The sequence below is a fragment of the Bacillus sp. BS3(2021) genome, from assembly GCF_021043345.1.
GTDB classification, from domain to species: Bacteria; Bacillota; Bacilli; order Bacillales; family Bacillaceae; genus Bacillus; species Bacillus paralicheniformis.
On the sequence record NZ_JAJNDM010000005.1, the window covers coordinates 278,380 to 300,806 of the forward strand.

General features: G+C 46.1%; 27 protein-coding genes. 15 read left to right on the plus strand and 12 right to left on the minus strand.

Going from position 1 to position 22,427, the window contains the following annotated elements; all coding sequences use genetic code 11:
• Positions 1-30: 30 nt before the first annotated feature.
• Positions 31-942: a polysaccharide deacetylase family protein gene (locus LQ247_RS13430; protein WP_023856532.1), complete on the plus strand. Its 912-nt coding sequence runs from the start codon at positions 31-33 to the stop codon at positions 940-942.
• A 134-nt stretch (positions 943-1,076) separates the two neighbouring features.
• The gene (locus LQ247_RS13435) at positions 1,077-1,571 is read left to right on the plus strand and encodes a GNAT family N-acetyltransferase (protein WP_144497724.1); all 495 of its coding nucleotides are present in this window, start codon (positions 1,077-1,079) and stop codon (positions 1,569-1,571) included.
• A gap of 39 nt (positions 1,572-1,610) precedes the next feature.
• Here the strand turns inward: LQ247_RS13435 and LQ247_RS13440 are convergent, their stop codons facing one another.
• The 3 genes from LQ247_RS13440 to LQ247_RS13450 all read right to left on the minus strand — a co-directional run bounded on the left by LQ247_RS13440 (position 1,611) and on the right by LQ247_RS13450 (position 3,756).
• Positions 1,611-2,360: an NAD-dependent protein deacylase gene (locus tag LQ247_RS13440; protein ID WP_023856530.1), complete on the minus strand. Its 750-nt coding sequence runs from the start codon at positions 2,358-2,360 to the stop codon at positions 1,611-1,613.
• A gap of 29 nt (positions 2,361-2,389) precedes the next feature.
• The gene (locus tag LQ247_RS13445; RefSeq protein ID WP_039072568.1) at positions 2,390-3,466 is read right to left on the minus strand and encodes a mechanosensitive ion channel family protein; all 1,077 of its coding nucleotides are present in this window, start codon (positions 3,464-3,466) and stop codon (positions 2,390-2,392) included.
• Positions 3,467-3,648: 182 nt separating this feature from the next.
• A complete protein-coding gene (locus LQ247_RS13450; RefSeq protein ID WP_003180159.1) occupies positions 3,649-3,756 on the minus strand; it encodes a YhdX family protein in 108 nt (35 codons plus the stop codon).
• A gap of 191 nt (positions 3,757-3,947) precedes the next feature.
• Between LQ247_RS13450 and LQ247_RS13455 the strand changes: the two genes are divergently transcribed.
• From LQ247_RS13455 to crcB, 3 genes are read left to right on the plus strand one after another with little or no spacing between them, the layout of a single operon-like run.
• Positions 3,948-4,652 (plus strand): glycerophosphodiester phosphodiesterase, encoded by a 705-nt coding sequence (locus LQ247_RS13455; RefSeq protein WP_023856527.1) that lies wholly within the window; start codon positions 3,948-3,950, stop codon positions 4,650-4,652.
• Positions 4,653-4,667: 15 nt separating this feature from the next.
• Complete coding sequence (locus LQ247_RS13460) at positions 4,668-5,069, plus strand: fluoride efflux transporter FluC (RefSeq protein ID WP_035339092.1); 402 nt, start codon at positions 4,668-4,670, stop codon at positions 5,067-5,069.
• Entirely contained in the window at positions 5,066-5,422 is a 357-nt protein-coding gene (crcB, locus tag LQ247_RS13465) for a fluoride efflux transporter CrcB (RefSeq protein WP_231006153.1), read from the plus strand. Before LQ247_RS13460 ends, crcB begins: the two co-directional genes overlap by 4 nt.
• 207 nt (positions 5,423-5,629) lie before the next feature.
• Here crcB and LQ247_RS13470 read toward each other — a convergent pair whose 3' ends face one another.
• The 4 genes from LQ247_RS13470 to LQ247_RS13485 form a co-directional block, all read right to left on the minus strand.
• A complete protein-coding gene (locus LQ247_RS13470) occupies positions 5,630-6,307 on the minus strand; it encodes an N-acetylmuramoyl-L-alanine amidase family protein (RefSeq protein ID WP_009328972.1) in 678 nt (225 codons plus the stop codon).
• Entirely contained in the window at positions 6,270-6,557 is a 288-nt protein-coding gene (locus LQ247_RS13475) for a hypothetical protein (RefSeq protein WP_003180149.1), read from the minus strand. Before LQ247_RS13475 ends, LQ247_RS13470 begins: the two co-directional genes overlap by 38 nt.
• 200 nt (positions 6,558-6,757) lie before the next feature.
• Complete coding sequence (locus LQ247_RS13480; protein WP_003180147.1) at positions 6,758-7,159, minus strand: hypothetical protein; 402 nt, start codon at positions 7,157-7,159, stop codon at positions 6,758-6,760.
• A gap of 97 nt (positions 7,160-7,256) precedes the next feature.
• Positions 7,257-8,630, minus strand: a complete 1,374-nt coding sequence (locus LQ247_RS13485) for a hemolysin family protein (RefSeq protein WP_003180145.1) — start codon at positions 8,628-8,630, stop codon at positions 7,257-7,259.
• A gap of 314 nt (positions 8,631-8,944) precedes the next feature.
• Here LQ247_RS13485 and LQ247_RS13490 point away from each other — a divergent pair, with 314 nt between their 5' ends.
• The 4 genes from LQ247_RS13490 to LQ247_RS13505 all read left to right on the plus strand — a co-directional run bounded on the left by LQ247_RS13490 (position 8,945) and on the right by LQ247_RS13505 (position 12,754).
• On the plus strand, positions 8,945-9,370 hold the full coding sequence (locus LQ247_RS13490; RefSeq protein ID WP_020450745.1) for a MerR family transcriptional regulator: 426 nt from the start codon (positions 8,945-8,947) through the stop codon (positions 9,368-9,370).
• Between the two features lie 60 nt (positions 9,371-9,430).
• Entirely contained in the window at positions 9,431-10,753 is a 1,323-nt protein-coding gene (locus LQ247_RS13495) for a hemolysin family protein (protein WP_020450744.1), read from the plus strand.
• A gap of 106 nt (positions 10,754-10,859) precedes the next feature.
• Positions 10,860-11,480, plus strand: coding sequence for a TetR/AcrR family transcriptional regulator (locus tag LQ247_RS13500; RefSeq protein WP_228119598.1), 621 nt, complete (start codon positions 10,860-10,862; stop codon positions 11,478-11,480).
• The gene (locus tag LQ247_RS13505; RefSeq protein WP_095289900.1) at positions 11,477-12,754 is read left to right on the plus strand and encodes an acyl-CoA thioesterase/bile acid-CoA:amino acid N-acyltransferase family protein; all 1,278 of its coding nucleotides are present in this window, start codon (positions 11,477-11,479) and stop codon (positions 12,752-12,754) included. The genes LQ247_RS13500 and LQ247_RS13505 overlap by 4 nt, the downstream gene beginning before the upstream one ends.
• A gap of 29 nt (positions 12,755-12,783) precedes the next feature.
• Here the strand turns inward: LQ247_RS13505 and LQ247_RS13510 are convergent, their stop codons facing one another.
• The 3 genes from LQ247_RS13510 to LQ247_RS13520 all read right to left on the minus strand — a co-directional run bounded on the left by LQ247_RS13510 (position 12,784) and on the right by LQ247_RS13520 (position 14,972).
• On the minus strand, positions 12,784-13,149 hold the full coding sequence (locus LQ247_RS13510; protein WP_144498023.1) for a DUF805 domain-containing protein: 366 nt from the start codon (positions 13,147-13,149) through the stop codon (positions 12,784-12,786).
• Between the two features lie 102 nt (positions 13,150-13,251).
• Entirely contained in the window at positions 13,252-13,851 is a 600-nt protein-coding gene (locus LQ247_RS13515) for a lysophospholipid acyltransferase family protein (RefSeq protein ID WP_020450740.1), read from the minus strand.
• 125 nt (positions 13,852-13,976) lie between these two features.
• Positions 13,977-14,972 (minus strand): aldo/keto reductase, encoded by a 996-nt coding sequence (locus tag LQ247_RS13520; RefSeq protein WP_231006154.1) that lies wholly within the window; start codon positions 14,970-14,972, stop codon positions 13,977-13,979.
• 155 nt (positions 14,973-15,127) lie between these two features.
• On the opposite strand from LQ247_RS13520, the gene LQ247_RS13525 reads away from it, so the two are divergent.
• From LQ247_RS13525 to LQ247_RS13540, 4 genes are all read left to right on the plus strand, one after another.
• On the plus strand, positions 15,128-15,670 hold the full coding sequence (locus LQ247_RS13525; RefSeq protein WP_101560649.1) for a cupin domain-containing protein: 543 nt from the start codon (positions 15,128-15,130) through the stop codon (positions 15,668-15,670).
• Positions 15,671-15,958: 288 nt separating this feature from the next.
• On the plus strand, positions 15,959-16,450 hold the full coding sequence (gene sigM / locus LQ247_RS13530) for an RNA polymerase sigma factor SigM (RefSeq protein WP_011197692.1): 492 nt from the start codon (positions 15,959-15,961) through the stop codon (positions 16,448-16,450).
• On the plus strand, positions 16,443-17,513 hold the full coding sequence (locus LQ247_RS13535) for an anti-sigma factor (protein WP_106070791.1): 1,071 nt from the start codon (positions 16,443-16,445) through the stop codon (positions 17,511-17,513). The genes sigM and LQ247_RS13535 overlap by 8 nt, the downstream gene beginning before the upstream one ends.
• Entirely contained in the window at positions 17,501-17,791 is a 291-nt protein-coding gene (locus LQ247_RS13540) for a hypothetical protein (RefSeq protein WP_003180123.1), read from the plus strand. Before LQ247_RS13535 ends, LQ247_RS13540 begins: the two co-directional genes overlap by 13 nt.
• Positions 17,792-17,819: 28 nt before the next feature.
• Here LQ247_RS13540 and LQ247_RS13545 read toward each other — a convergent pair whose 3' ends face one another.
• Complete coding sequence (locus LQ247_RS13545; RefSeq protein WP_025808232.1) at positions 17,820-18,254, minus strand: GNAT family N-acetyltransferase; 435 nt, start codon at positions 18,252-18,254, stop codon at positions 17,820-17,822.
• A gap of 112 nt (positions 18,255-18,366) precedes the next feature.
• On the opposite strand from LQ247_RS13545, the gene pdxR reads away from it, so the two are divergent.
• Together pdxR and LQ247_RS13555 are read left to right on the plus strand one after the other, a co-directional pair.
• On the plus strand, positions 18,367-19,779 hold the full coding sequence (gene pdxR, locus LQ247_RS13550) for a MocR-like pyridoxine biosynthesis transcription factor PdxR (protein ID WP_106070792.1): 1,413 nt from the start codon (positions 18,367-18,369) through the stop codon (positions 19,777-19,779).
• Positions 19,780-19,856: 77 nt separating this feature from the next.
• Positions 19,857-20,744 carry an AraC family transcriptional regulator gene (locus tag LQ247_RS13555; RefSeq protein ID WP_231006155.1) on the plus strand — a complete coding sequence of 296 codons (888 nt, stop codon included), beginning with the start codon at positions 19,857-19,859 and terminating at the stop codon, positions 20,742-20,744.
• A 36-nt stretch (positions 20,745-20,780) separates the two neighbouring features.
• Here the strand turns inward: LQ247_RS13555 and LQ247_RS13560 are convergent, their stop codons facing one another.
• Positions 20,781-22,409: a pyridoxal phosphate-dependent decarboxylase family protein gene (locus tag LQ247_RS13560; protein WP_082021580.1), complete on the minus strand. Its 1,629-nt coding sequence runs from the start codon at positions 22,407-22,409 to the stop codon at positions 20,781-20,783.
• Positions 22,410-22,427: the final 18 nt, after the last annotated feature.

Sequence of the window (22,427 nt, forward strand, 5' to 3'; positions counted from 1 at the left end):
GAACGAGAAAAATGATACGGAGAGAGTGACATGCGCCAAGTATCAAAAAAAACTGCCCCATCTGTAGCTTATCTGTTGACGAAAGCAGCGTGCTTTTTTGTTTTGTGTCTGATTCTCCTGTACGTATGGGACCTTTCACAGTCCTCTGCCGCCGCTGAGAAAAAAGAGCTTACGGTGTCGGAAAACAGCCAAATGAGGCATGAAGGAGACAGCGTTCCGCTCAAAAAAGCAACGCAAGGCGAACTTCTCGATCACTTGAGCACAAAACAGCAGATCGAAAAGCGCAAGCAGGAAAAAGAGAAGCAAAAAGCTGCCGCGGAAAAAAAGCAAGAAAAATTGAAGGAAAAAACGGTTTATTTGACGTTTGACGATGGGCCTTCAGCCGTAAGCCAAAGGCTGCTGCAAATTTTATCCGAACATGACGCTAAAGCGACGTTCTTCATGCTCGAACCGAACATGAAGCTTCACAAAAAAGCCGTTCTCAATATGAAGCAGCAGGGCCATGCACTTGGACTTCACGGAGTGACCCATGACCAAAAGCAATTTTATAAAGGCGCCAATTCTCCTCAGCTGGAAATGAAGCAGGCTCAAAAAACGCTGAAGTCTATCACCGGGGTTGAAACCCATTTAATCAGAACGCCTTACGGGAGCAAACCTTCGCTGACCGAAGCGCAGAAAAAAGTGCTGAAAAAGAACGGATTTGTTTATTGGGACTGGAATATTGACAGCATGGACTGGAAATACAGAAGCCAAAAATTCGTTCCGGAAGTCATGAACCAGCTGAATACGCTGGAAAAGCGGCAGACAAAACAGCCGATCGTGATCCTGATGCACGATATTCCTTCAACGGTTCAATCGTTGCCGTTATTGCTGACAAATTTAAAAAACATGGGGTATTCATTTGCAACGCTTGATGAATCGATGACACCCGTTCATGAATAACACCCCATGCCTGATCCCCTACTGAAGGGGATTTTTTTATTTCCTCCCGCAAGTGTGATTATCTGACACACTTGTTGCCAAACAAACCGTTTTCTGATTATGATGCAGTTATCTTTATATCATGGGGTGAATAAATGAAAATTGAAGAGCTGCATTCGACTGCCGAATATACCAATCAATTGGCCGAGCTTCTCATCCGGGTCGTCGATGACGGGGCATCGATCGGCTTTCTGCCCCCGCTTGATGAGCAGCTGGCGGAGGCTTATTGGAAAACAGCCGTCACACCGGATTCGGTGTTATGGATTGCCAAACAAAACGGCCGGATCGCAGGAAGTGTTCAATTGCACTTATGCACAAAACAAAACGGCCGCCACAGAGCGGAAATCTGCAAGTTAATGACAGATCCCGCCTTCAGGCGGCAGGGCGTCGCCAGATCATTAATGGAAAAAGCGATCGACAGGGCGAAACAGGAAGGCAGATCTCTTCTCGTGCTGGATACAAGGGAAAAAGACCCGTCCAACCTTCTTTACGCTTCGCTCGGCTTTGCCGAAGCCGGCCGCATTCCCGCATACGCGGAATCTGCAGACGGCGGCTTTGATACATCCGTTTTTTATTATAAAAAATTGTGATGAAGCTCAGAAAAAGGCGCTCCGGTCTGGAGCGCCTTTTTAACAATTAAGCTTCCGAACAAACTCGGCGATTTTTTGATGGATGACAATATCAAATAAATGATCGTAAGGTGTCTTATCGAGATTGATCATCGCTTTCTTCAAGCCTGGGATCAAGTGCGCTTCTTCAGGAACAAACCTGACAGGCGCCACTTCAAGTGAAGTGCCGATCACCAAAAGCAGGTCGGATTCGTTGAGGACTTCAAAAAGCGTGTCAAAATGCTGAACGGCATCGCCGAACAGCACGACATCCGTTTTTAATATGAATCCGCATTCTCTCCCCTTGCCATTGACGCGATGGCATCTTGGCACTTCTTCTTGAAGAATGTGGTCAAGACCATAGCGCGCCCCGCATTTTGGGCATGCGGCTGTTTGGATCGAACCGTGCAGTTCATATACATGCCGGCTTCCCGCCTTGAGATGCAGTCCGTCGATATTTTGCGTGAATACCTTGACATCCTTACCGCTTTTCTCGAGATCGGCTAAATAAAGGTGCCCGTCATTCGGCTGATAAGTTCCGGTCATTTTCATTTGAAAAAGCTCTTTAAACTTCGGCCAAAACAATTTTGGATATCGTTCGTAATAATCACGACTCATCGCTTCCATTCTCGACAGATCTTCCGTCCATATGCCGCCGGCTGAACGAAAATCGGGAATACCTGATTCCGTGCTCATACCGGCGCCTGTCAAAACGGTAATGCGCTCGGCATTTTCGATCATCTCCACAAATCTCAGGGCTTTTTCCTCCATTTGGCTTGTCTCCCTTCCAAAAGCGTTACCTAAGCATCTCCTTGCTGATCTTTCATTTTCTTCAACTCAAAGAGGCTGTGACCCGGAGAAACAAAATCAACCTGCTCCTCTTTCATAATATCAAGAATTCGGTAGTTGACATCCTGTCTGACGTCCAAGTTTTCGGCCCAGACCGTCGTATTGGTATAGTAGTTGAAGAAGATGCTTAAATGCGTATCCTTCAGGACGTCGAAATTGACCATAATGACATCCGGGTTGACCCCTTCGTGCGACTTGAGCATTTCTTTGAAACGCTCCACACATCGTTCGACTTTCTCGCGCGGGGTGGACGGATCGATTTCGAGCGTAAAGGTGACCTGACGCTTTCGCATTTTCGTCCAGTTCATGATCGCTTCGTTAGCCAGCACCGAGTTGGGGACGGTCACGAGAGCTTCTCCAGCCGTGCGGACTTTCGTGCTTCTGAACGATATATCTTCAACAGATCCGGTGACGATATTTGTTTCAATCCAATCGCCGATTGTAAAGGGCTTCTCCATAATAATGACAATTCCGCCGAAAAAGTTGCCGACAGTGTCTTTTGCCGCAAGAGCAAAAGCGAAGCCGCCGAGCCCGAGTCCGGCAACAAATCCGTTGACATCATAATTGAACTCTCCGGCGATAACGCTGATTCCGAGCGCTACAATGATAAAGCGGAGAATCTTGGACAAAAACGGCGCAAGAATATCATCCATATCAAGCTCAAGCCGCTTATTGATTTTATCGAATAAAACCGACGAAGCCGCCGTTAAGTTGTATAGGCCGCTTACAATGACCAAAATCACGGACACTCTGTACAGTTTATGAACGATCGCCATATGCCCATCAAAAAACGGGGAATAAATGATGGCCAGATAAATACCGAGTATCGCAAAAAACCACCGGGCCGGCTTTTCAAACGCCAGCGCCACCTGATTGAAAAAGTCTGTTTTCGTCTTATTCGTCAATTTCAGTATTAAGTTGAACAAGTACTTCGTAAATATTTTTCGAAACGCGAAAAATAAAAGAAGGATACCGATGCTGATTCCGATATCGACAGCGAAATCCATTGTCATATACTTTTCGAACATTGCTTTCTCTCCCTTATTTGACTCATCAAGCTTTAATTATACTAAAACGAGAAAAAAATTTCTCATTTTATTGTGCACCAAAAATAACCGTCGACACGCATAAAAGGCTGCCGAACACTTCGGCAGCCTGATGATCATCATATTTTATTGTTCCAGAGACAACGTGATTCGGGCCAACACCGCTATTTCTTCTTCTGAGACTGTGTTTGATCAAGGAGAGTCGCTTTAAACATTTCAGCATCGGTTTCGATCTTAATCCGTTCTTCCACTTTAATTCTCCCTTTACCCATCATCTCGCCTCCTTTTGTCCATTATAAAATATCAGAATCTTTAGTAAATGATCCTTTTGTACCATTTTGCCGAAATTTGTCGCTTGTCTCTTCTCCCTGCCCTTTGTCCGCTTCAGTCAAATGATTTACTTGCATCGTCAAAATCGGGTATCCTTGTGATGGAAAGATTTTATCAAGAGGAGCTGACATGCTTGCATATTATCGCACATCGCGGAGCCTCGGCTTACGCCCCTGAAAATACGTTTGCCGCTTTTGAAAAAGCGGTGGAGCTCGGGGCTGATTTTATCGAACTCGATGTACAGCTGACAAAAGACGGCAGACTTGCCGTCATCCACGATGACAAAGTTGACAGAACGACGAACGGTACCGGGTTCGTTCGCGAGTATACGATGAATGAGCTCGAAAAGCTTGATGCGGGAAGCTGGTTCAGCCCGGAATTTCAGGGCGAAAAAATCCCTTCACTTGAAGCTGTTCTGGGGAAATATCACAACAAGACGGGCCTTCTCATCGAAATCAAGTCGTCCAAAACCCAGCCCGGAATCGAAAAAGCGGCCGGACAACTGATCAGCCGGTTCGGCCATTCGATGAACACGATTGTCCAGTCGTTTGACGCAGGCGCCATGAGGGCGCTTCATCACATGTATCCTTCGATTCCGACCGCCGTTTTGATCAGGCCGCGATTCGGAATGCTGCCGCGCGCCCGGCTGCGGCAAATCGCGGAGTTTGCCCGGTACGTCAGCCTGAAAGCTACGATGGTCAGCCCTTTTCTAATCAAATCGATTCACAGCTGTGATTTGAAGGCGCTGGCCTGGACGGTCAACGGGGAGAAAACGGGACGCCGCCTGAAAAGCTGGAAAATCGACGGGATCATTACCGACTACCCGGATTATTTTTGAGAAAGAAGGAAGAGTATGAAATCATCTGTTGCCGTTTTTATCGGAGGAGCCCTTGGCTCGCTGCTGCGCTACTTCGTCAATCTGCATGGCGGCACCGCCGGTTTTCCTTGGCCGACTTTTATTGAAAATGCGTCTGGAAGCCTTCTCCTCGGCCTTTTGACAGGTTTTTTTGCGGCTCGGGCAAAAAAGCCGCTCGTCCAGTTATGTTTAGGAACGGGGTTTTGCGGAGGATATACGACAATGTCCGCTTTTTCTAAAGAGACCGTATTTTTGCTGCAATCGGCCGCTCCGCACATCGGGGTTCTGTACTTGATCGTGTCGCTTGCCTGTGGGGTGTGCTTCGCATTTTTGGGCATCATGATCGGCAAAAGGATGAGCGGAGCGTCAGGGAAAGAAAAGGAGCGGTATCAATCATGATGGCAGTTGGATTTATGATCGCCGGAGGATTCGGCTCCGTTTTAAGATTTTGGCTCGGCAATATGCTCATGGCGATGTTTCCGCGCCCGCGCATTCCTGTCAGCGTGATGGTGGTCAATATTGTCGGCTCATTCGCCCTCGGCATATTCGTCAGCCTCGGCATTGACAATCAAACGGTCTCTATCTTGGTCGGAACTGGATTTTTCGGAGGCTTCACAACATTTTCCACATTCAGTGTCGAAGCGGTTCAGCTTTTGGCTGCACAACGTGTAAAGGATTCAGCGGTTTACATGCTGCTTACAATGGCATGCTCACTTGGGGGTTTCTGGGCCGGCAGCATGCTGATTTTGTGAAGATGATGAAACAATGATGCTCGTTCGGCTATGAACAGGCGCTTGCACATGTACTTCCGGTTGTCATTTTTTTTTGCGCCCGCCGTCGCAAAAGCTGTACCCTGATTTGAATGGCATTGTTCAGAAAGGAACACCACGGACAACTAAAAAAGATACAAACACATTAAAGAATCCATTTTGAATGCTTCAAAATGGATTCTTCCCTTTTTATCCTTTTTCAATGGCCGCTGTTTGAAAGCTGTCCCAATTCGCAGAAATAACGTTCAAAACATCGTCTTTTTCTTGGTAAGCTCCAATTTGTCCCCCGTCCATCGTCACTTTATACAGGGGAAACTCATTGTGTGTCAGACCGAGGCAGAGTGCGATGCCGGCTGCATGTCCCCGCGCCGTCTGTTCGATCCAGGCGGCGCTTTTCATTTTTGCCGAATCTTCGGGATGATCGATAAAGCCGTTCTCCGTCAATATGGCGTGCATCGCTGTTTCCCGAAGAACATGAAAGTTCGCCTTCTTCATTCCCCTGTCCCTGAGTCCGTTCTGCTTGATCACTTCGCCGTGAATGATCCGTTGATAAAGAGCAGTAACCGACTCATCGGTCAAGCCGCTGTAGATATAATCTTCATACCCGTACGCTGTACCGTCAAAAGCGTTTGTATGAATGGAGACAAATAAATCGGCCCCCCACGAATTGGCATCATCTGTGCGCTCCTGAAGCGTGACCGTTTTGTCTGTTGTTCTGCTCAGCCTCGTCTCTGCGTTATCATACTCTTTTAATAGAATGTCATTCATTTTGAGAGCAATCGCAAGCGTCACGTCCTTTTCCTGCAAACCGTTTCCCGATGCTCCCGGATCACTTCCGCCGTGTCCCGGATCCAAATAAATCTTCATGTTCAATCTCCTCCTTTGATAATGGTTTCAAGACGTTTTTTGAGCCGGAGTAAAATCCAACTGATGACAAGCCAAGCCAAGTTCCGATCATCATATCTTCCTTCCAGTCCCCTGCGGTAAACAAGAGAGAAATCGAGATGCCGAAGACAATTGCACAGATGGGGAGAAATCGTTTCTGAATGCCGACAAGCTTTACCGTATGCACCAATCCCGTAATCAGCGGAACGAGCGCAATTTCAGAAAAATCCATGTTCTTCCTCTCCTTTCCTGAAGCGTTTGTCTCAAAAAATGACCGGCATTACATGTGTCAAACCTCCCCGCTGTTTAAAGCTTGTCTTTATCATAAAAGAAAAGCTGCCCTCTCCCGTGTCATCATCGCGTCAAGAACCTGAAAAAAAACTGAAGCGGCGCAGAAAAGAAGGGCTTGTTTGAGACAAGCCCTCGCATCCGTTAAATATTCGTGATCGCCGCCAAGCTGACAAGCAGCTTGTCCAGTAGCGATTTCTTCATTAAAAACAGCGTTTTTTCGCTGTAGCCGATTTCCATCGCGCATTTTCCCATGCTCCAATTATGAATATACCGGCATTCCACCAACTTCCGCTCGAGCTCATCCAATTCGGAGACAGCCGTTTCCATCGAATCAAGCAAAAATTGATAGAGCCTTTTTTCCGCGTCGATCTGATATTCAGCGTTTCTTTCTTTGACGGTGAGCCCGTTCTTTTGCTCCTTCTCCATCCTCCTCTCTAAATTGAGCACGGCGGCTTTGTAATTTTTCCAATTCCGCAAATGAAATTCGATCCGCTTAATATACGTTTTCCTCTCTTCCTCCGAAATGATTTCGTACCACAGCAAATCAATCACCTCTCAAACAGAACGTTTGTTCCCATTATATACGAACAAAAGTTCCTGTTCAAATGACTTTTTTCTTAAAATCAAAAATCACCTTGAGCTATTTTTCGCTCAAGGTGACTTCGTTAACGACGACCGGATTTGCCGGTGCCAGCTCTACATGTTCTGTTGTTTGTTCCCGCTTAACTTCGACGTGCTTAATCAGACGCCCTTCCATTTCGAGAACCGTTATCGTGTAGGAGCCGATATGCACCGCCTGGCCTTCCGCGATATCTATGTTTTCTTTCAGCACAAGTCCGCCGACTGTTTCGACTTCCTCTTCCTCGAGATCGTCTTCAAACAGCTCATTGACCTGATCGATTCTCACTTTGCCGTCCATGATGTATTCATGATCGGAGACTTTTTCGATAAGCGGTTTTTCGTCTTCATCGAATTCGTCCCTGATTTCCCCGACGATTTCTTCAAGAATATCCTCGGCCGTCACAAGACCAGATGTCCCGCCGTACTCATCCGTTAAGATCGCCATGTGAATCCGCTCCCGCTGCATTTTGATCAGCAGCTTTTGAACAGGCACGGTTTCAATGACTTCAATAACCGGACGGACATAGGCTTCAAGGGACAATCGCTTTTTCTCAGCCTCTGACATCATGAGCATATCCGTAAACAGCTGTTTCGTATTGATCATGCCGATGACATGATCCTTATCGCCTTTATAGACAGGCCAGCGCGTATACTTTTCCTGCAGCATGACCGAAATGGCCTCATCGATCGGCATATCCACCGGGACGGAGGCGATTTCAGTGCGCGGCACCATAATTTCTTTGGCGATCCGATTGTCGAATTCAAAGATTTTATTAACGTATCTATATTCAGACGGATTGATTTCTCCGCTTTTGTAGCTTTCTGATAACAGGATTCGCAGCTCTTCCTCCGAATGGGATTCATCCTTTTCCGAAGCAGGCTTCAAACCGAATAACCCGGTCAGCACTCTGGCTGAGGCATTCAGCGTCCAAATGAACGGGAACATCACAACATTGAAAAAGTGCAGAGGTCCCGCCAGCCACAGTGTCATCTGTTCGGCTTTTTGAATCGCGATGGTTTTTGGGGCAAGTTCTCCAACCACGACGTTCAGGAATGTAATCACTAAAAATGCAATGGCAACTGAAAGAGCGTGCGATACAGCGCCAGAAACATGCAAGCTTTCAAAGACCGGATGCAGCACCTTTTTAACCGTAGGCTCCCCCATCCAGCCGAGTCCGAGTGCTGTAATCGTAATGCCGAGCTGGCAAGCTGAAAGGTATTCATCCAAATCCGACACCACTTGTTTTGCGCGAACCGCCTTTTTGTTTCCTTCAGCAATCAGCTGATCAATGCGGGAGCTTCTGACTCTGACAATCGCAAATTCCGATGCCACGAAAAAAGCGGTTAATGCAATCAGAATCCCGATGATTATCAGACTAACAATATCGTCCATTTAACCTTATCCTTCACAAAGGACAAGGAGTCACCTCCTGATGAATTCAAATTCCCTTAATAAGGCTGATGTGCGTTCTGTAAAAATGACTATGCAGAGGGCCCCATCTAACCACCTCCAAGCCAAATATATACTATTATCTTACTTTATTAAAAAAGAGTCAGTCAAATGTCTAAACTTTAAATCTAACAATATTTTCTCGAATATTTAGATAAATAAAGGTTTTCGCATCAATTTTACGCCTTTTTTTGATCAATTAACTTGTATAAACAGCTTCTAATATATTAAAATGTTTTATAACTATAACGTGATGGTTGAGGAGGGATGCAGATGGGGCAGAGAAATATCGCATTGGCGAATTAGCAGCTGCTGCAGGCGTAACAAAACGGACTGTCGATTATTATACGAATCTCGGGCTGTTAACGCCTGACAGATCATGTTCAAACTACCGTTATTACGATGAAGCCGCTCTCAAACGGCTGAAGTTTATTATGGACTGCAAGCAGCAGAGATTGGCCCTGTCCGACATTAAAGTAAGGCTGGAAAACCAGTTTCCCTCTTCAACTGTGAATGATGATGAAATTGGAAGCCTGACAACGGAAATTGATCATGTCAATGACAATATTTCCGTGCTCATAAACAGATTGAAACGGTTGAATCCCGATGAACGGAAGATTCTGAAAAGCCGGCTTTCTCCTGAAAAAATGACGGTCATCCAGTCCTTTTTACTGCTGCTTTAGTTAATCTTTTACTAAACAGGAGGTGTTACCTTCATTCTCACGCTAGAGTGAAGGTCCTAATTGGAAATAGTTAATTTGGTTTTTGTTGCTGTATTAATTGCTTTAACAGCATTTTTCGTAGCGTCTGAGTTTGCGATTATCAGAATCAGAAGCTCGCGGGTTGATCAATTGATTGCTGAAGGAAACAAAACAGCGGTTTCGGTGAAAAAAGTCATTACGCATTTAGACGAATATTTATCGGCCTGTCAGCTCGGCATCACTTTGACGGCTCTCGGTCTCGGTTGGCTCGGGGAGCCGACAGTTGCCCGGCTGCTTGAACCGCTATTTGTGAAGTGGAACATTCCGAGCTCTGTATCACACATCGTTTCAGTCGTGATCGCCTTCAGCTTGATTACGTTTTTGCATGTGGTTGTCGGCGAGCTCGCTCCGAAGACGCTTGCGATCCAAAAAGCGGAAGCCGTTTCCTTCCTTTTTGCAAAACCGTTGATCTGGTTCTACCGCATCATGTTCCCATTCATCTGGGCGCTGAACGGATCGGCAAGGCTGCTGACGAAAGCGTTTGGCCTTGAAGCGGTTTCTGAAAATGAAATGGCGCACTCAGAGGAAGAGCTGCGAATTATTCTGTCAGAAAGCTACAAAAGCGGCGAAATCAATCAATCTGAGTTCAAATATGTCAACAAAATTTTTGAATTCGATGACCGTCTTGCCAAGGAAATCATGATCCCGAGAACAGAAGTCGTCAGCTTTCCAAATGATATGAAAATCGCCGAGATGATCGACATCACGAAGGTCGAAGGCTATACCCGCTATCCCGTAGAAGACGGAGATAAGGACAACATCGTCGGCGTCATCAATGTCAAGGAAATACTAACGGCCTGCATCAGCGGAGAATGCTCCAAAGAAGACACGATTGAACAGTTTATCAATCCGATCATTCATGTGATCGAGACTGTTCCGATCCACGATCTGCTTCTGAAAATGCAGAAAGAACGCGTTCATATGGCGATCCTTTCTGATGAATACGGCGGAACGGCCGGACTCGTGACGGTCGAAGACATCATTGAAGAAATCGTCGGCGAAATCCGTGACGAATTCGATATCGATGAAATTAATGAAATCCGCAAGATTGGCGAAAACCATTACATTCTCGACGGTAAAGTGCTCGTCAACCAAGTCAACGATCTGCTCGGCATTCAGCTCGACAATGAGGAAATTGACACGATCGGCGGATGGTTCCTGACGCAAAAATATGACGTCCAAAAAGGCGACATGATCACCGATCAGGGATTTGAATTCACGATCAACGAAATCGACGGCCACCACGTTTCATACGTTGAGGTGAAAAAAGCTGCGGAAACGCCGCTGCTTGAGGAAGCGGAATAACATTGTGAACAAACCGGGGGATACAATGAATTTGTATCCTCTTTTTTTGCATTCAAAATATGTAACCACTTGATTACAGAGCAAAATTCAATTATCATGTAATCAAGTGATTACATTTCAGGAGGGACTTATGTCAGCACAATCTACAAGGGATCGATTAATCGAAGCGGCGCTTGCCCTTTTCAAAGAAAAAGGATATCAAGCCGCATCCACCAGAGAAATTGCCCAAAAAGCAGGCGTCAATCATTTGACCCTTTTTAGACACTTCGGAAATAAACAGAATTTATTTCGGGAAAGTGTTATTCAACATGTGTCATCGGGAGATTTTATTGGAGAACTTGAAGGAATACTGAGCGGCGATTTACGACAAGACCTCTCATTCATTGCGAAAGCATATCTAAAAGAAAACCTGGAAAAAGGTACTGTTTTTTTACTTTACTTTAATGATGCAGTACAGGATAAGGAAGTTTGCGAATTAATCATGGATATTCCCCGCCGTCTCAATCGCTTTTTAGAGACTTATTTTGCGAACCTCTATGCCGAAAAAAAAATTTCAGGCGGCAATTTTCAAATTTTAAGCCAAATGTTTTTCGGTTTGCTGAATCAATACATTATGTTTCAACATTTGCCCGCATTCAAGGAGTCGTTCGATGATCGTATTGATGACTATGTTGAGGAGTGCGTCGATTTATTTTATACAAAACTTGAAAAGGAAGTGCCGTCTTGATTACTCTGCAACCGGTTTTGCACATACCTGCAGTTTCCAAATGGGATGAAAAAATAAACCTGAAGATAAGCGGACTCCGACCGTTTGACATCATTGAAATCATCTTGACTGTGAAAGATGAAGCTGACGCAGAGTGGAGATCACATGCTGTTTTTCAAGCGAATCGATTGGGAGAAGTCGACCCTGCAGCAGCAGCCCCAATAAAAGGAACCTACCAGTCTAAAGATCAAATGGGGCTTTTTTGGTCAATGCAGGCGGTTGAATCCTCCTGCTCGTTCCATAAAAAATCGGTTAATTCCTCCGTTTACAGGATTGAGGTGAAGCAAAAAGAACGCACGATCCTGAGTAAAGAAATAAAACGAGTGCTGCTTTCTGAAACAGTAGAGAGACAGGAAGTAAGCGAAAATGGGTTGTCCGGCACATTTTTTCGTCCGCTTGCTGTCAACCGGCCTCCCGCAGTCATCGTATTAGGGGGATCTGACGGCGGTCTTGATGAAACAATGGCAGGCATGTTAGCAAATTACGGATATGCAACATTTGCAATCCCTTATTTTCAATACAAACAGCTTCCTAAAAAACTGGTTGAAATCCCGCTTGAATATTTCCGGAAAGCGATCGATTGGCTCGGACGCCAAGAAGGACTTCATCATCGTCAGATCGGAATATGCGGAAGGTCAAAAGGCGGCGAACTGGCGCTGCTGATAGGTTCCCATTTTCCTGAAATCCGTTTTGCGGTTTCTCATGTAGGCGGCGGGGTCGTCTTTCAAGGCGTTGGATTAAAAAAATTTCGGCAGACATCTTCCTGGAGTCTGGACGGCGCACCGCTCGCCTTTGCCCCGCTGCCATTGTTTTCGCTTTCTCAGCTGTGGAATATGGTGACACATAAGCTCACAAGACAGCCTCATGCTTTTACTGATCTTTACAAAAAAGCTTTACGGAAAGTGAAAGAGGATCATCCAGCAATTATAAAAGCGGAACATATTAATGGGCCTATTCTGTTAACTTCAGGTACGGATGATTTGGTATGGCCCTCCGCCTCTATGAACGAGAAAATCGTTGAACGGCTGAAAAAGAAGAGATTTCCCTATTCTGTTAAACATCTATATTTCGAAGATGCCGGCCATAATATCAGGCCTCCATACTTTCCGACATCCGGGCGGAAAAGCCGAAAAATAGCCTATGGGGGAAAAACTGAAGCCGATGCCATTGCAGCTCAAACATTTTGGCGGGAACTGCTTTTGTTTTTAGAAAAATCAACTGCCACAAACAACTAAAAAACCGCCTGGGGACAGGCGGTTTTCGCTTAGATAGCTCCCTTCGGGTTCGGCCCGTATTGATTTTCCTCTTTTACACTGTTTTGACAAAACATGATCAGCAAAGTAAATTGCCCAATGAGAGGGATCAGACCGATGCAGATCCAGCAGCCGCTTTTACCCGTATCATGCAATCTGCGGATCGTGACAGCCAAGCCCGGCACAAGAATGGCAAGCAAATAAACCATCCCTAAAAATGTCTCTATTTCATATTCCGGAAGATGCAGAATGGCTTTAAAAAAACCGTAGAGGACCAAAATCATGTATGAGAAAAAGCAAAACAGCCAAAATTCCTTTCGTCTCGCCCTTCCTGTAAATCCTGCATAGTTTTTTATTGCTTTCAAATACCATTTCATATATAAGCTCCTCACCAATAAATATCGTTCTAAAATACTGCCCAAAAAATTAAAAAACAGCTTCTGTGCGTGAGAAGCTGTTTTTCCTTGCGTATGTTTGAATTATAGCTGCTCCAGCTTTTTCTCTAAAGCTTTAATACTGTCATTCAAAGCCTCCGTCATCTTGACCAGCTTTTCTTTTGACGAATATTGAGCGAAATCTTCCTGATTGAGCGGTTCGCCGATGACCAGTTTCATTTTGCCTCTCTTGAAAAGCTCTTTTTCGTTGGAAGGACCGCTGTATGCGGCCGGCACAAGCGGCGCTCTTCCCATCTGGGCGATCGTGACAGCCCCTCTTTTCAATGGAACATCTTCAGATGATCTTGTTCCGCTTGGGAAAATGCCGACGATTTTTCCTTCTTTCAACAGCTTGATCGGGGTTTTGATGCTGCTTGGCCCGGGATTTTCCCTGTCGACGGGAAATGCGTTGATGCTTGAAAGAAAAGAACCGCTTAATTTATTTTCAAAAAGCTCTTTTTTCGCCATGTAATGAATTTCCATAGGCAAAATGCCGACACCCAGTGCGACGACATCCACCCATCCTGCATGTGTGCACGCAATAACGAAACCTGTGTCTTTAGGAAGATTTTCTTTATTGTATACTTTAATTCCGCCGCGCAAAGAAAGAATCGCTTTTGCAGCATAACCAGTAAATTTATACATATGGCACTTCCTTTATTGATGTAGTCGTATGAGGTTTCCCTTTATTATTATAACAATTTTTTTTATTACCTGGTACTAAAAAATGATTTTTCACAAAAAAAACCGAGGAATTTTCTCCCCGGTTTTCAGACTTTTTCTTTTGTCGGCGGCGCCATGAATTCAGGCCCGATCTGTTCTGAAATCGTATTGTCCAATATGTCGTCAATTGCTTTTTGATCACTTTCCGTTAAACTCCAGCCGGTGATTTCGCTGACGGGACGGATTTGATCAGGGCGTCTTGCCCCCCATAAAGCAATGCTTGCGCCAGGCTGATCAAGCACCCATCTTGCTGCCAGATGGAGAACCGATTTGCCGAACCGCTCGTTTGCAAACTCATCAAGTTTCCTGACGGCCTCCAGATATTCTTTAAAGCGCGGCTTTTGAAACTTAGGGTCCCGCTTTCGAAGGTCGTCCCCTTTGAACGTGTAGTCCTCATTCATTTTTCCTGACAGGAGCCCCCTGCACAAGCTTCCGTATAATAGCGTCGTCAGCCCTTGATCTTGCGCATACGGAAGAATGTCTTGCTCGATTTCCCTTTCAAACATGTTGTACGGCGGCTGTACGGTATGCAGCGGCGCCGCAGCTCTGAATGTGTCCATCTGCTCCGGGGAAAAATTGCTGACGCCGACCGCTCTGATTTTCCCCGCATCATACAAGTCTTTCATCGCTTCCGCCGTTTCTTCGCTCAGGACGAGCGGATCGGGCCAATGCACTTGATACAGGTCGATGTAATCCGTATTGAGCCTTTTCAGCGAATCGTCAACTTCCTTGATGATCCGCTCCCTCGATCCGTCGCGATACAGCTGTTCCTGCTTCCAATCAAGTCCTGATTTTGTCGCGAGAATGACTCGGTCGCGCTCTCCGTATTGCTGTACGGCTTTACCGACGATTTCTTCCGACTGCCCGAAACCGTATGCCGGAGCGGTATCAATCAGGTTGATTCCTTCATCAAGCGCAGCATGAATCGTCTGAATCGCTTCTTTTTCATCGCTTCCGCCCCACATAAAACCTCCGATGGCCCATGTTCCGAGACCGATGCGCGACGATTCGATCGATGTACCGGATATGTTGATGTATTCCATGCTCCTCTCCCTCCTGTTATGAGTCTGATATCATATTTTCCCGGAAGCTTTTTTAAAAAAACGTGTTTTGACTAAAAACCATCTTACAGCGGGACACTTCATATGCCTATTGCATACGATGATCCCAATAAAGCTAATGAAGGGACCTAGAACAAATGCATCCAAATCAATACCCATATTATATTCCTTTTTCTTATAACCCGGTTTGGTTTCACGAATCAGACTATGCAGGCGCTTTTCGAACACCCGGCAGCGAAGAACGCATCGTATTAAGAGATTATGGACAAAAGCCGTTTGCCGCGAACATCAACGAAGCGGCAAAACAGAACAAAACGTTTCGGACCGCTTTATGGACAGGAAGGCATTTACAAGTTACCCTGATGAGCCTCAACCCCGGCGAAGACATCGGATTGGAAATGCACCCTCACGTTGACCAGTTCCTTCGTATTGAACAAGGCAGGGGAATCGTGCAAATGGGGCCGAGCAAACATCATTTGCAATTTAAAAGAAATGTTTACGATGACACCGCTATCGTCGTCCCTGCCGGAACATGGCACAATCTCACCAATACAGGCAATACTCCGCTGAAACTCTATTCAATCTATGCTCCGCCCAACCATCCATTCGGCACCGTCCATCGAACGAAAGCCGATGCGCTGGCCGCAGAAGGCCGCCGCGGTCACGGCCAATATTTTTGACAGACGATAAAAACAGCTGATAATGAAGGATATCCTCTAATCAAATAGCCTTTTAGCATATAATAAAGATCTGATATGCTTAAAGGCTTATTTTGCTGCTGTGCTTTATATTTCGGCCGTTCAGTCGTTAAAATCGCCATGAAGATTAGTTTTTTTGAACGTGTTCAGTTATTATATAGGGTAGATGATTTTAAAGGTAAGAAATTGGAGGAAAAATGAGCCGTGGGCATATTTAGTGCAACTTCAAACCTTTCTTATGCGTTTATAACATAGAGGGGAGAAAAGGCAGTGACTATCGACGAAATTTACCAAATGTATATGAATGATGTTTACAGGTTCCTGCTCTCCATGACGAAAGATAAACATCTAGCAGAGGATTTGCTTCAGGAAACCTTTATGAGAGCTTACATACACATCCATTCTTACGACCACAGCAAAGTGAAGCCATGGCTTTTTCAAGTGGCACGCAATGCGTTTATCGACTATGTCAGAAAGCATAAAAAGGAAGTGACGATTTCTGACGACATGATCGGAAACCTGTTTCAAAACGCGGTGCAAAGCCCTGCTCACCAGGTCGAAATCAAGGAAGTGTTAACCTTATATATGAACCAGCTCCCCGATAACTACCGGGAAGCGCTTACGCTGTACTATTTAAAAGAATTGAACTACAAGGAAGCGTCAAGCTTGATGAATATCTCAGAGGCTAATTTTAAAAGTGTTTTATTTCGTGCCAGACAGCGGCTGAAAGCACTTTACAACAGAGGTGTTAACGATGAATGAAGATTTTAAAAAACGTTGGGAAAAATATAAAAACGGCGAACTTTCCGAATCGGAAATGCTCCGGGTCGAAGAAGAGCTTGAACAGCTTGAAGAATACCAGGACATGCTGGAACAGGAAATGAAAGACGAAGACTGGGATTTGGCGATCAGTCCTGAAAAGCAAAAAGCGATTTTAAGATACGGAAAAAATAAATCATATATGCGGATTTCCACCCTTGCTGTTATTTCTACGCTTATTATTCTGCCGATCTGCACACTCGGCAGCTATCTATACTACGGGTTGGGCGGGCATGAAAGCAAAGGGAATGAACTGGTGCAAACCGCTTCAATGACAGTTGCCGTCACAAACCCGAATATTCAAGTCGATACTGAAGCCCTTGTCAACAAAGTAAAACTCTTTGGAATCGAAACACAGTTCCCGTTAAAGAAGCAAATCGGAAACGTCACAAAAGTAGTTGGAAATGAAGAAGTGGAAATGTTCTTCGATCAGCTGAAGTCTCCGCAGATTCATCAATACAATCAGGAGCTTTCAAAAGAAGAACGTCATTTTGTCTACCCTGACGGCATCAAAGAAAAATCAGTGTCCAAAGCCGAGTCGATTTTAAAACAGCTGCCTGACGGAACCGTAACCGAAGCTTTCCTTTCCTTTGAAAGAGCATACCCGACAAAGGAGCTGTATGAAAAATTAAAAGGCTATGATATTCGCGTTCTGTGGAATGCGATTGAAACAGAGGGCGATTTAAAAGATCATCCATACGCAGAGCCGATCGGATTTCCCGGAAAAGATTCAAACCGGATTTTTGAAATTCAGCAACCTGCCGAAAACGATGACGAGCAGTTTAAAGCGGCGCTTTCCTACATGATCAAGAACAAGAAATGGGCTGAAACCATTTCAGGCAGGAAAGACCTGAAGCTTTCCAAACGGCTTGACTATGTGGAACAGAATGGTGTGAACGTGTATGGAGCCGTCATTACCGGACCGTCAAAAGAGGTTGAACGGCTGATCAAAAAAGGGCCTGTCAAAGCAGCTAAAGTAGGTGAGGTGGAATTATGGAACTGGTAAGAATCTTTAAGGAGCACAACGTATTTGGATGGGTGTCTGTCGGCACGGCCATTCTGTCCCTGTTCGTCTTAAACTTGGCCATTTTAAGCGACACGATCGCATATTCGTATAAGATGCTTCCTTTTGCGATGGCCGCCGTTCCGCTCGGAATTATCGAGCTGTTCATAAAAAAAGGACGGACCGGTCTCGGATTTCTCGGCGTCGTCCTGAACATTTTCATTCTCGTTTGCGTATGGACCATCGTCTCCATCGATACGAATCTGCAGCTCGGCTTTTAATAACTCCCCGGTTATACCGGGGAGTTTTTCATTTCAGAGCCTTGCGAAATAGGTAGCTCGCTTTTTCATACCCCATTTTCTCTTCGTAAAAACGGTGAGCGTCTGCCCGCTGTAAGCCTGAGGATAAAGCGATTGAAGCCAATCCGTTCCCTTTGGCCCACTCTTCAACAGCGCCTAAAAGCTTCTTTCCATAGCCTTTTGAACGGTGTTTTTCACACGTCACCAGGTCCGCTACCCAAACATGCCGGCCTTGGTTCAAAGAAACCCTCGGCAAAAAGCCGGCCAAAGCCACCGGAATATCACCGTCGTACAGCGCAAATAACGTGTAGCTTTCAGCCTCCCGAGCTTCTTTGACGAGCTCCAAAAAAGACGTTTCATCCAAATGGGGCCGGAGCTGTTTCATGATCGGATAGACTTCCTTGAGCTCTGTTTCACAATGCAATTCCCTATAATCAAGCAACATCGTCATTCCCTTCTGTTGGTTATGAAACTACTTTAACTCGAAAACTGACCTTTTTAAAATGACCAGTTTTGATAAAATAAAACATACCAGATGAATTGAAAGGGCTGATCGAATGGATATAACCCCTTTTTTAAACCGCAGCGGCAGCGAGCCGCTTTATCAGCAGCTGTACACGTTTTTCAAACGCAGCATTCATTCGGGACACATAAAGCCTGGAACAAAGCTTCCCTCCAAACGAATGCTTTCCAAACACTTAAATGTCAGCCTGACAACTGTAGAACACGCGTATGAACAGCTGGCTGCAGAAGGATATTTGCTCAGCAAGCCTAGAAAGGGCTGGTTTGCGGCTGAAGCGGAAGGAGACTTTGCACAGACTGCGCCTCCTCCCCCTGCCGAAAAAGAACTGGAAGAACATGAGACGGCGGCTAACATGATCGATTTTCACCACGGCCATGTAGACCTCGCGTCATTTCCTGTTTCCCAATGGAAAAAAACGCTCGCCAAAACTGTTGGTGAATCAGGGTACGACCTTTTTCAAAGCGGCCCGCCGGCCGGAGACATTCCGCTGCGGAAAATGATTGCGGTTTATCTCAGAGAGTCTCGCGGCGTGGTCTGTTCACCCGAGCAAATCATCATCGGAGCCGGCACACCGGTTTTGCTGCAGTTGCTGTGCCATCTGTTTCCTAAAGGCACAACCGTCGGTTTTGAAGATCCCGGATTTCATCGCTCGAAAACGGTCCTGAAAACCGGCGGCTTCAATGTGATGCCTATAGCAGTCGACGAGAGCGGGATTTCCGTGCAAGATCTTGAACAATATCAGCCGCAGCTCGCATACACCACCCCGTCCCATCAGTTTCCGCTCGGAATGATCATGCCGGTCGGCCGCAGGCTGCAATTGCTTGACTGGGCAGCATCGACCGGAGCTTATATCATCGAAGACGATTATGACGGGGAATTCCGCTATGCGGGACAGCCGATTCCTTCCCTTCAGGGACTTGACCGGAACCACCGGGTCATCTATTTAGGAACCTTTTCAAAATCGCTGATTCCCTCCCTCAGGATCAGCTATATGGTTCTCCCCTTTTCGCTCGTCAAAGAAGGGCTCAACATGGCATCCTTATTTAAACAAACGGTTTCCCGCCATGTGCAGCAAGCCATTGCTCTTTTTATGAAAAACGGGGATTATCAAAGACACTTGAACCGAATGAGAACACTCTACCGAAAAAAACGAAAAACGCTCCTTGACGCCATCAAGCGTGAATTTGGCGCTCATGCCGCAGTCAGAGGAGAGAACGCCGGTCTTCACATCATCCTTGAGGTGAAAAGCGCTCCGAGTGAAGAGTGGCTGACCCAAAAAGCGCTGGAAAAAGGAGTCAAAGTATATCCAGCCTCTGTCTCGTATGTGACTCCTCCTGAAACACACGCGGTGCTCCTCGGGTTTGGCGGACTTTCTGAAAAAAGCATCGCAGACGGCATCAAAAAGCTGAAGACAGCATGGTTGAGCGGCGGACAGTCTCGGGAATGATCCTGCACAATCGGGCATGGAAAGTCGGATCCCGGGATTCTGATTCTGATATTTTTGTAAACAGAGGAGGTCATCAAATGGATGTGCTGAAGAACATGAATCAAGCCATGGCGTATATTGAAGAACACCTGACGGACAGAATCGACTTTCAAACGCTTGCGAAGCTTTCTTACTGCTCTGAATATCATTTTAAAAGGATGTTTTCTTTTCTTGCAGGGATTTCGCTGTCCGAATACATTCGCCGCAGGCGGCTTACCCTTGCAGCGTTTGAATTGAAAAACACAAATCAAAAAGTAATTGATATCGCTGTGAAATACGGCTATCACTCGCCGGATGCTTTTACGCGCGCATTTCAAAAGCTGCACGGCATCACGCCGACAGAGGCAAGGCACGATATCAGCACACTGAAAGCATATCCTCCGATGACCTTCCAGTTAACAATTAGAGGAGGAAACGAAATGAACTACCGTATTGTAGAAAAGAAGGCATTTCGGATCGTCGGAATCAAAAAAAGGGTCCCTGTCGTCTTTCACGGAATCAATCCGGAAATCGCCTCGATGTGGAAAGCTTTAAGCAGTGAAAACATCGCTGAATTAAAAGAGCTGTCAAATGTCGAGCCGCTTGGACTGATTCAAGCATCAGCGAACTTTTCCGAAGGCCGGATGGAAGAGCAGGGAGAACTTGACCATTATATCGGTGCAGCGACAACGAAGGAATGCCCGGACCGCTATGAACAGCTTGAAGTTCCCGCCTCGACATGGGCTGTCTTTGAATCGGCCGGTCCGTTTCCGGACACCCTTCAAAATGTCTGGGGACGCATTTATGCTGAATGGTTCCCGGCTTCACATTACGAGCAAACGAAAGGGCCGGAAATCCTTTGGAATCAGGATCAGGATATCAGCTCCCCAACGTTTAAAAGCGAAATATGGATACCTGTCCAAAAAAGAACCGCATATAAAGACTAAAGAAAGAACGGGAGGTTTAACCCTCCCGTTTAAATTTTATCCGGCTGCTACATCGGACGGTTCAACATGCGCTTTTAAAAAGGCGATATAATGGTCAATTGTATCAACCGTCGTGTAAGGCGAGACACTGTAGAATTTCTGGACATAAAGCGGCACGGGCAAACGGCTGTCAGCAGGATAAACGTATGTTTGCTTTTTCGTGCTGCCAAAATAGGTGTGACTGCGGTACCTTCCCAATGTTTCGGCGATTTTTTCATTGAATTTGTTAATATTCCGCACTTCTTCCTCCGTGATGGCGCCGCTGATTTCTTCGTGATAGCGGACATTTCCCGGATAGAAGCGGAATGTCGTTACAGGTGATACATCATTGGTGACGGCTGCATTCGGAAAAGCCTGCAGGAGTTTTTTTCGAAATGCCAGGTTAACTCTGATGTAATTGGCCAAGATCTCCTGGTAGCCTTCGATTCCGAATGCGAGCAGAGAAGCATAAATCGGTATGCTGCTTCCCATTCGCGAACACTCTAGCGTATAGCTCGTATGATAGCTGCCAAACCCTCTGTTACCGACATAAGGCGTCTCATCCGGATCCAAATCAACGACTTTCAGTGCCTCACGGTTTTTCACCAAGAAAAGGCTTGTGATATACGGCGTTTGTCCAAGTTTATGAAAATCAAAGACCAAGCTGTCCGCCAGGTGCAAATGCTGAAAATGTTTTTTGTAGCGGGCAAGCGTCTCAAGCACCTCATCTTCAAGATGAAGCGGGTTTCCGATGAAATCGTATCCGTTAAAAAAACCGTACATCCCACCCATCGCCGTATCGGCATGAATATAGACAGGAGGCAAACCGTAGGCGGCCTCTATTTCCTCAGTCACTTTTTTGATACCGGCCAAATCATCGATGCCAAATGAGTCGGTTGTGCCAAGCGTTGCCAACACATAGATCGGATGTCCGCCTTTTTCAATCACGGCTTGCATTTTTTCCCGCAAATCGGCCAGATCCATCGAATGATCGCGATTCGTCTTGACCTTGATCAAATGGTCCGTCCCGATTCCGGAAGCTTCCATCGATTTGTAAAGGCTGAAATGCGAAAGCTCTGAACAGAACGCGTACAGGTGATGCGGCGTTCCTTGCTGATTCGCTTCAGGGTACGCGCTTGCGATCGCCAGCCTGAGCGACTGAAAAACGGCTCCCTGCCCGCCCCATGTGGTAAAACCGCCGCTCTTGTGCCTGTCATAGCCGACAATGTCCGAAAGCATCGCCGTGATCTGCACTTCCGCCTTGGCTGCAGCCGTGCCGTCGACATCCCATAAATTGTTTCCGTTTAAAAGAACCATTAAAAGATTCCCGGCGATGCTGGCGGTGTTCGGCAAAGGTGTCGCGTTGGCCACATAATGCCTGTTTAAAAAACGGTGGCCGTCAAGCAATTTCAATAGCTCTTCAACGCTTTTTTCCGCCCCGAAGCCTTTTTCCGGCAAGGCGGCCTCCTCAATGACGCTTTGATAGTAGTCAGAGGAAACTTCAGACTCGCGGCCAAGCGTCATCCGGGCGGGATCCTTCAGCCTGTCCATTCCGGCCAATACCTCTTCAAGCAATGCCAGCAGCTGATACCGCGCCTCGTGATTGCCATCCTCGCTCGGAAACATCTGTTGAAAGTCTAACACCATATTCACCCATCTCCTGAT

Excerpts from the sequence above, each read along its gene's own strand:
- LQ247_RS13430 (WP_023856532.1), top strand. The coding sequence starts at position 31 with ATGCGCCAAGTATCAAAAAAAACTGCCCCATCTGTAGCTTATCTGTTG.
- LQ247_RS13435 (WP_144497724.1), top strand. The coding sequence starts at position 1,077 with ATGAAAATTGAAGAGCTGCATTCGACTGCCGAATATACCAATCAATTG.
- LQ247_RS13440 (WP_023856530.1), bottom strand. The coding sequence starts at position 2,360 with ATGGAGGAAAAAGCCCTGAGATTTGTGGAGATGATCGAAAATGCCGAG.
- LQ247_RS13445 (WP_039072568.1), bottom strand. The coding sequence starts at position 3,466 with ATGTTCGAAAAGTATATGACAATGGATTTCGCTGTCGATATCGGAATC.
- LQ247_RS13450 (WP_003180159.1), bottom strand. The coding sequence starts at position 3,756 with ATGGGTAAAGGGAGAATTAAAGTGGAAGAACGGATTAAGATCGAAACC.
- LQ247_RS13460 (WP_035339092.1), top strand. The coding sequence starts at position 4,668 with ATGAAATCATCTGTTGCCGTTTTTATCGGAGGAGCCCTTGGCTCGCTG.
- crcB (WP_231006153.1), top strand. The coding sequence starts at position 5,066 with ATGATGGCAGTTGGATTTATGATCGCCGGAGGATTCGGCTCCGTTTTA.
- LQ247_RS13470 (WP_009328972.1), bottom strand. The coding sequence starts at position 6,307 with ATGAAGATTTATTTGGATCCGGGACACGGCGGAAGTGATCCGGGAGCA.
- LQ247_RS13475 (WP_003180149.1), bottom strand. The coding sequence starts at position 6,557 with ATGGATTTTTCTGAAATTGCGCTCGTTCCGCTGATTACGGGATTGGTG.
- LQ247_RS13485 (WP_003180145.1), bottom strand. The coding sequence starts at position 8,630 with ATGGACGATATTGTTAGTCTGATAATCATCGGGATTCTGATTGCATTA.
- LQ247_RS13510 (WP_144498023.1), bottom strand. The coding sequence starts at position 13,149 with ATGAAATGGTATTTGAAAGCAATAAAAAACTATGCAGGATTTACAGGA.
- LQ247_RS13515 (WP_020450740.1), bottom strand. The coding sequence starts at position 13,851 with ATGTATAAATTTACTGGTTATGCTGCAAAAGCGATTCTTTCTTTGCGC.
- LQ247_RS13520 (WP_231006154.1), bottom strand. The coding sequence starts at position 14,972 with ATGGAATACATCAACATATCCGGTACATCGATCGAATCGTCGCGCATC.
- LQ247_RS13525 (WP_101560649.1), top strand. The coding sequence starts at position 15,128 with ATGCATCCAAATCAATACCCATATTATATTCCTTTTTCTTATAACCCG.
- LQ247_RS13535 (WP_106070791.1), top strand. The coding sequence starts at position 16,443 with ATGAATGAAGATTTTAAAAAACGTTGGGAAAAATATAAAAACGGCGAA.
- LQ247_RS13540 (WP_003180123.1), top strand. The coding sequence starts at position 17,501 with ATGGAACTGGTAAGAATCTTTAAGGAGCACAACGTATTTGGATGGGTG.
- LQ247_RS13545 (WP_025808232.1), bottom strand. The coding sequence starts at position 18,254 with ATGTTGCTTGATTATAGGGAATTGCATTGTGAAACAGAGCTCAAGGAA.
- pdxR (WP_106070792.1), top strand. The coding sequence starts at position 18,367 with ATGGATATAACCCCTTTTTTAAACCGCAGCGGCAGCGAGCCGCTTTAT.
- LQ247_RS13555 (WP_231006155.1), top strand. The coding sequence starts at position 19,857 with ATGGATGTGCTGAAGAACATGAATCAAGCCATGGCGTATATTGAAGAA.
- LQ247_RS13560 (WP_082021580.1), bottom strand. The coding sequence starts at position 22,409 with ATGGTGTTAGACTTTCAACAGATGTTTCCGAGCGAGGATGGCAATCAC.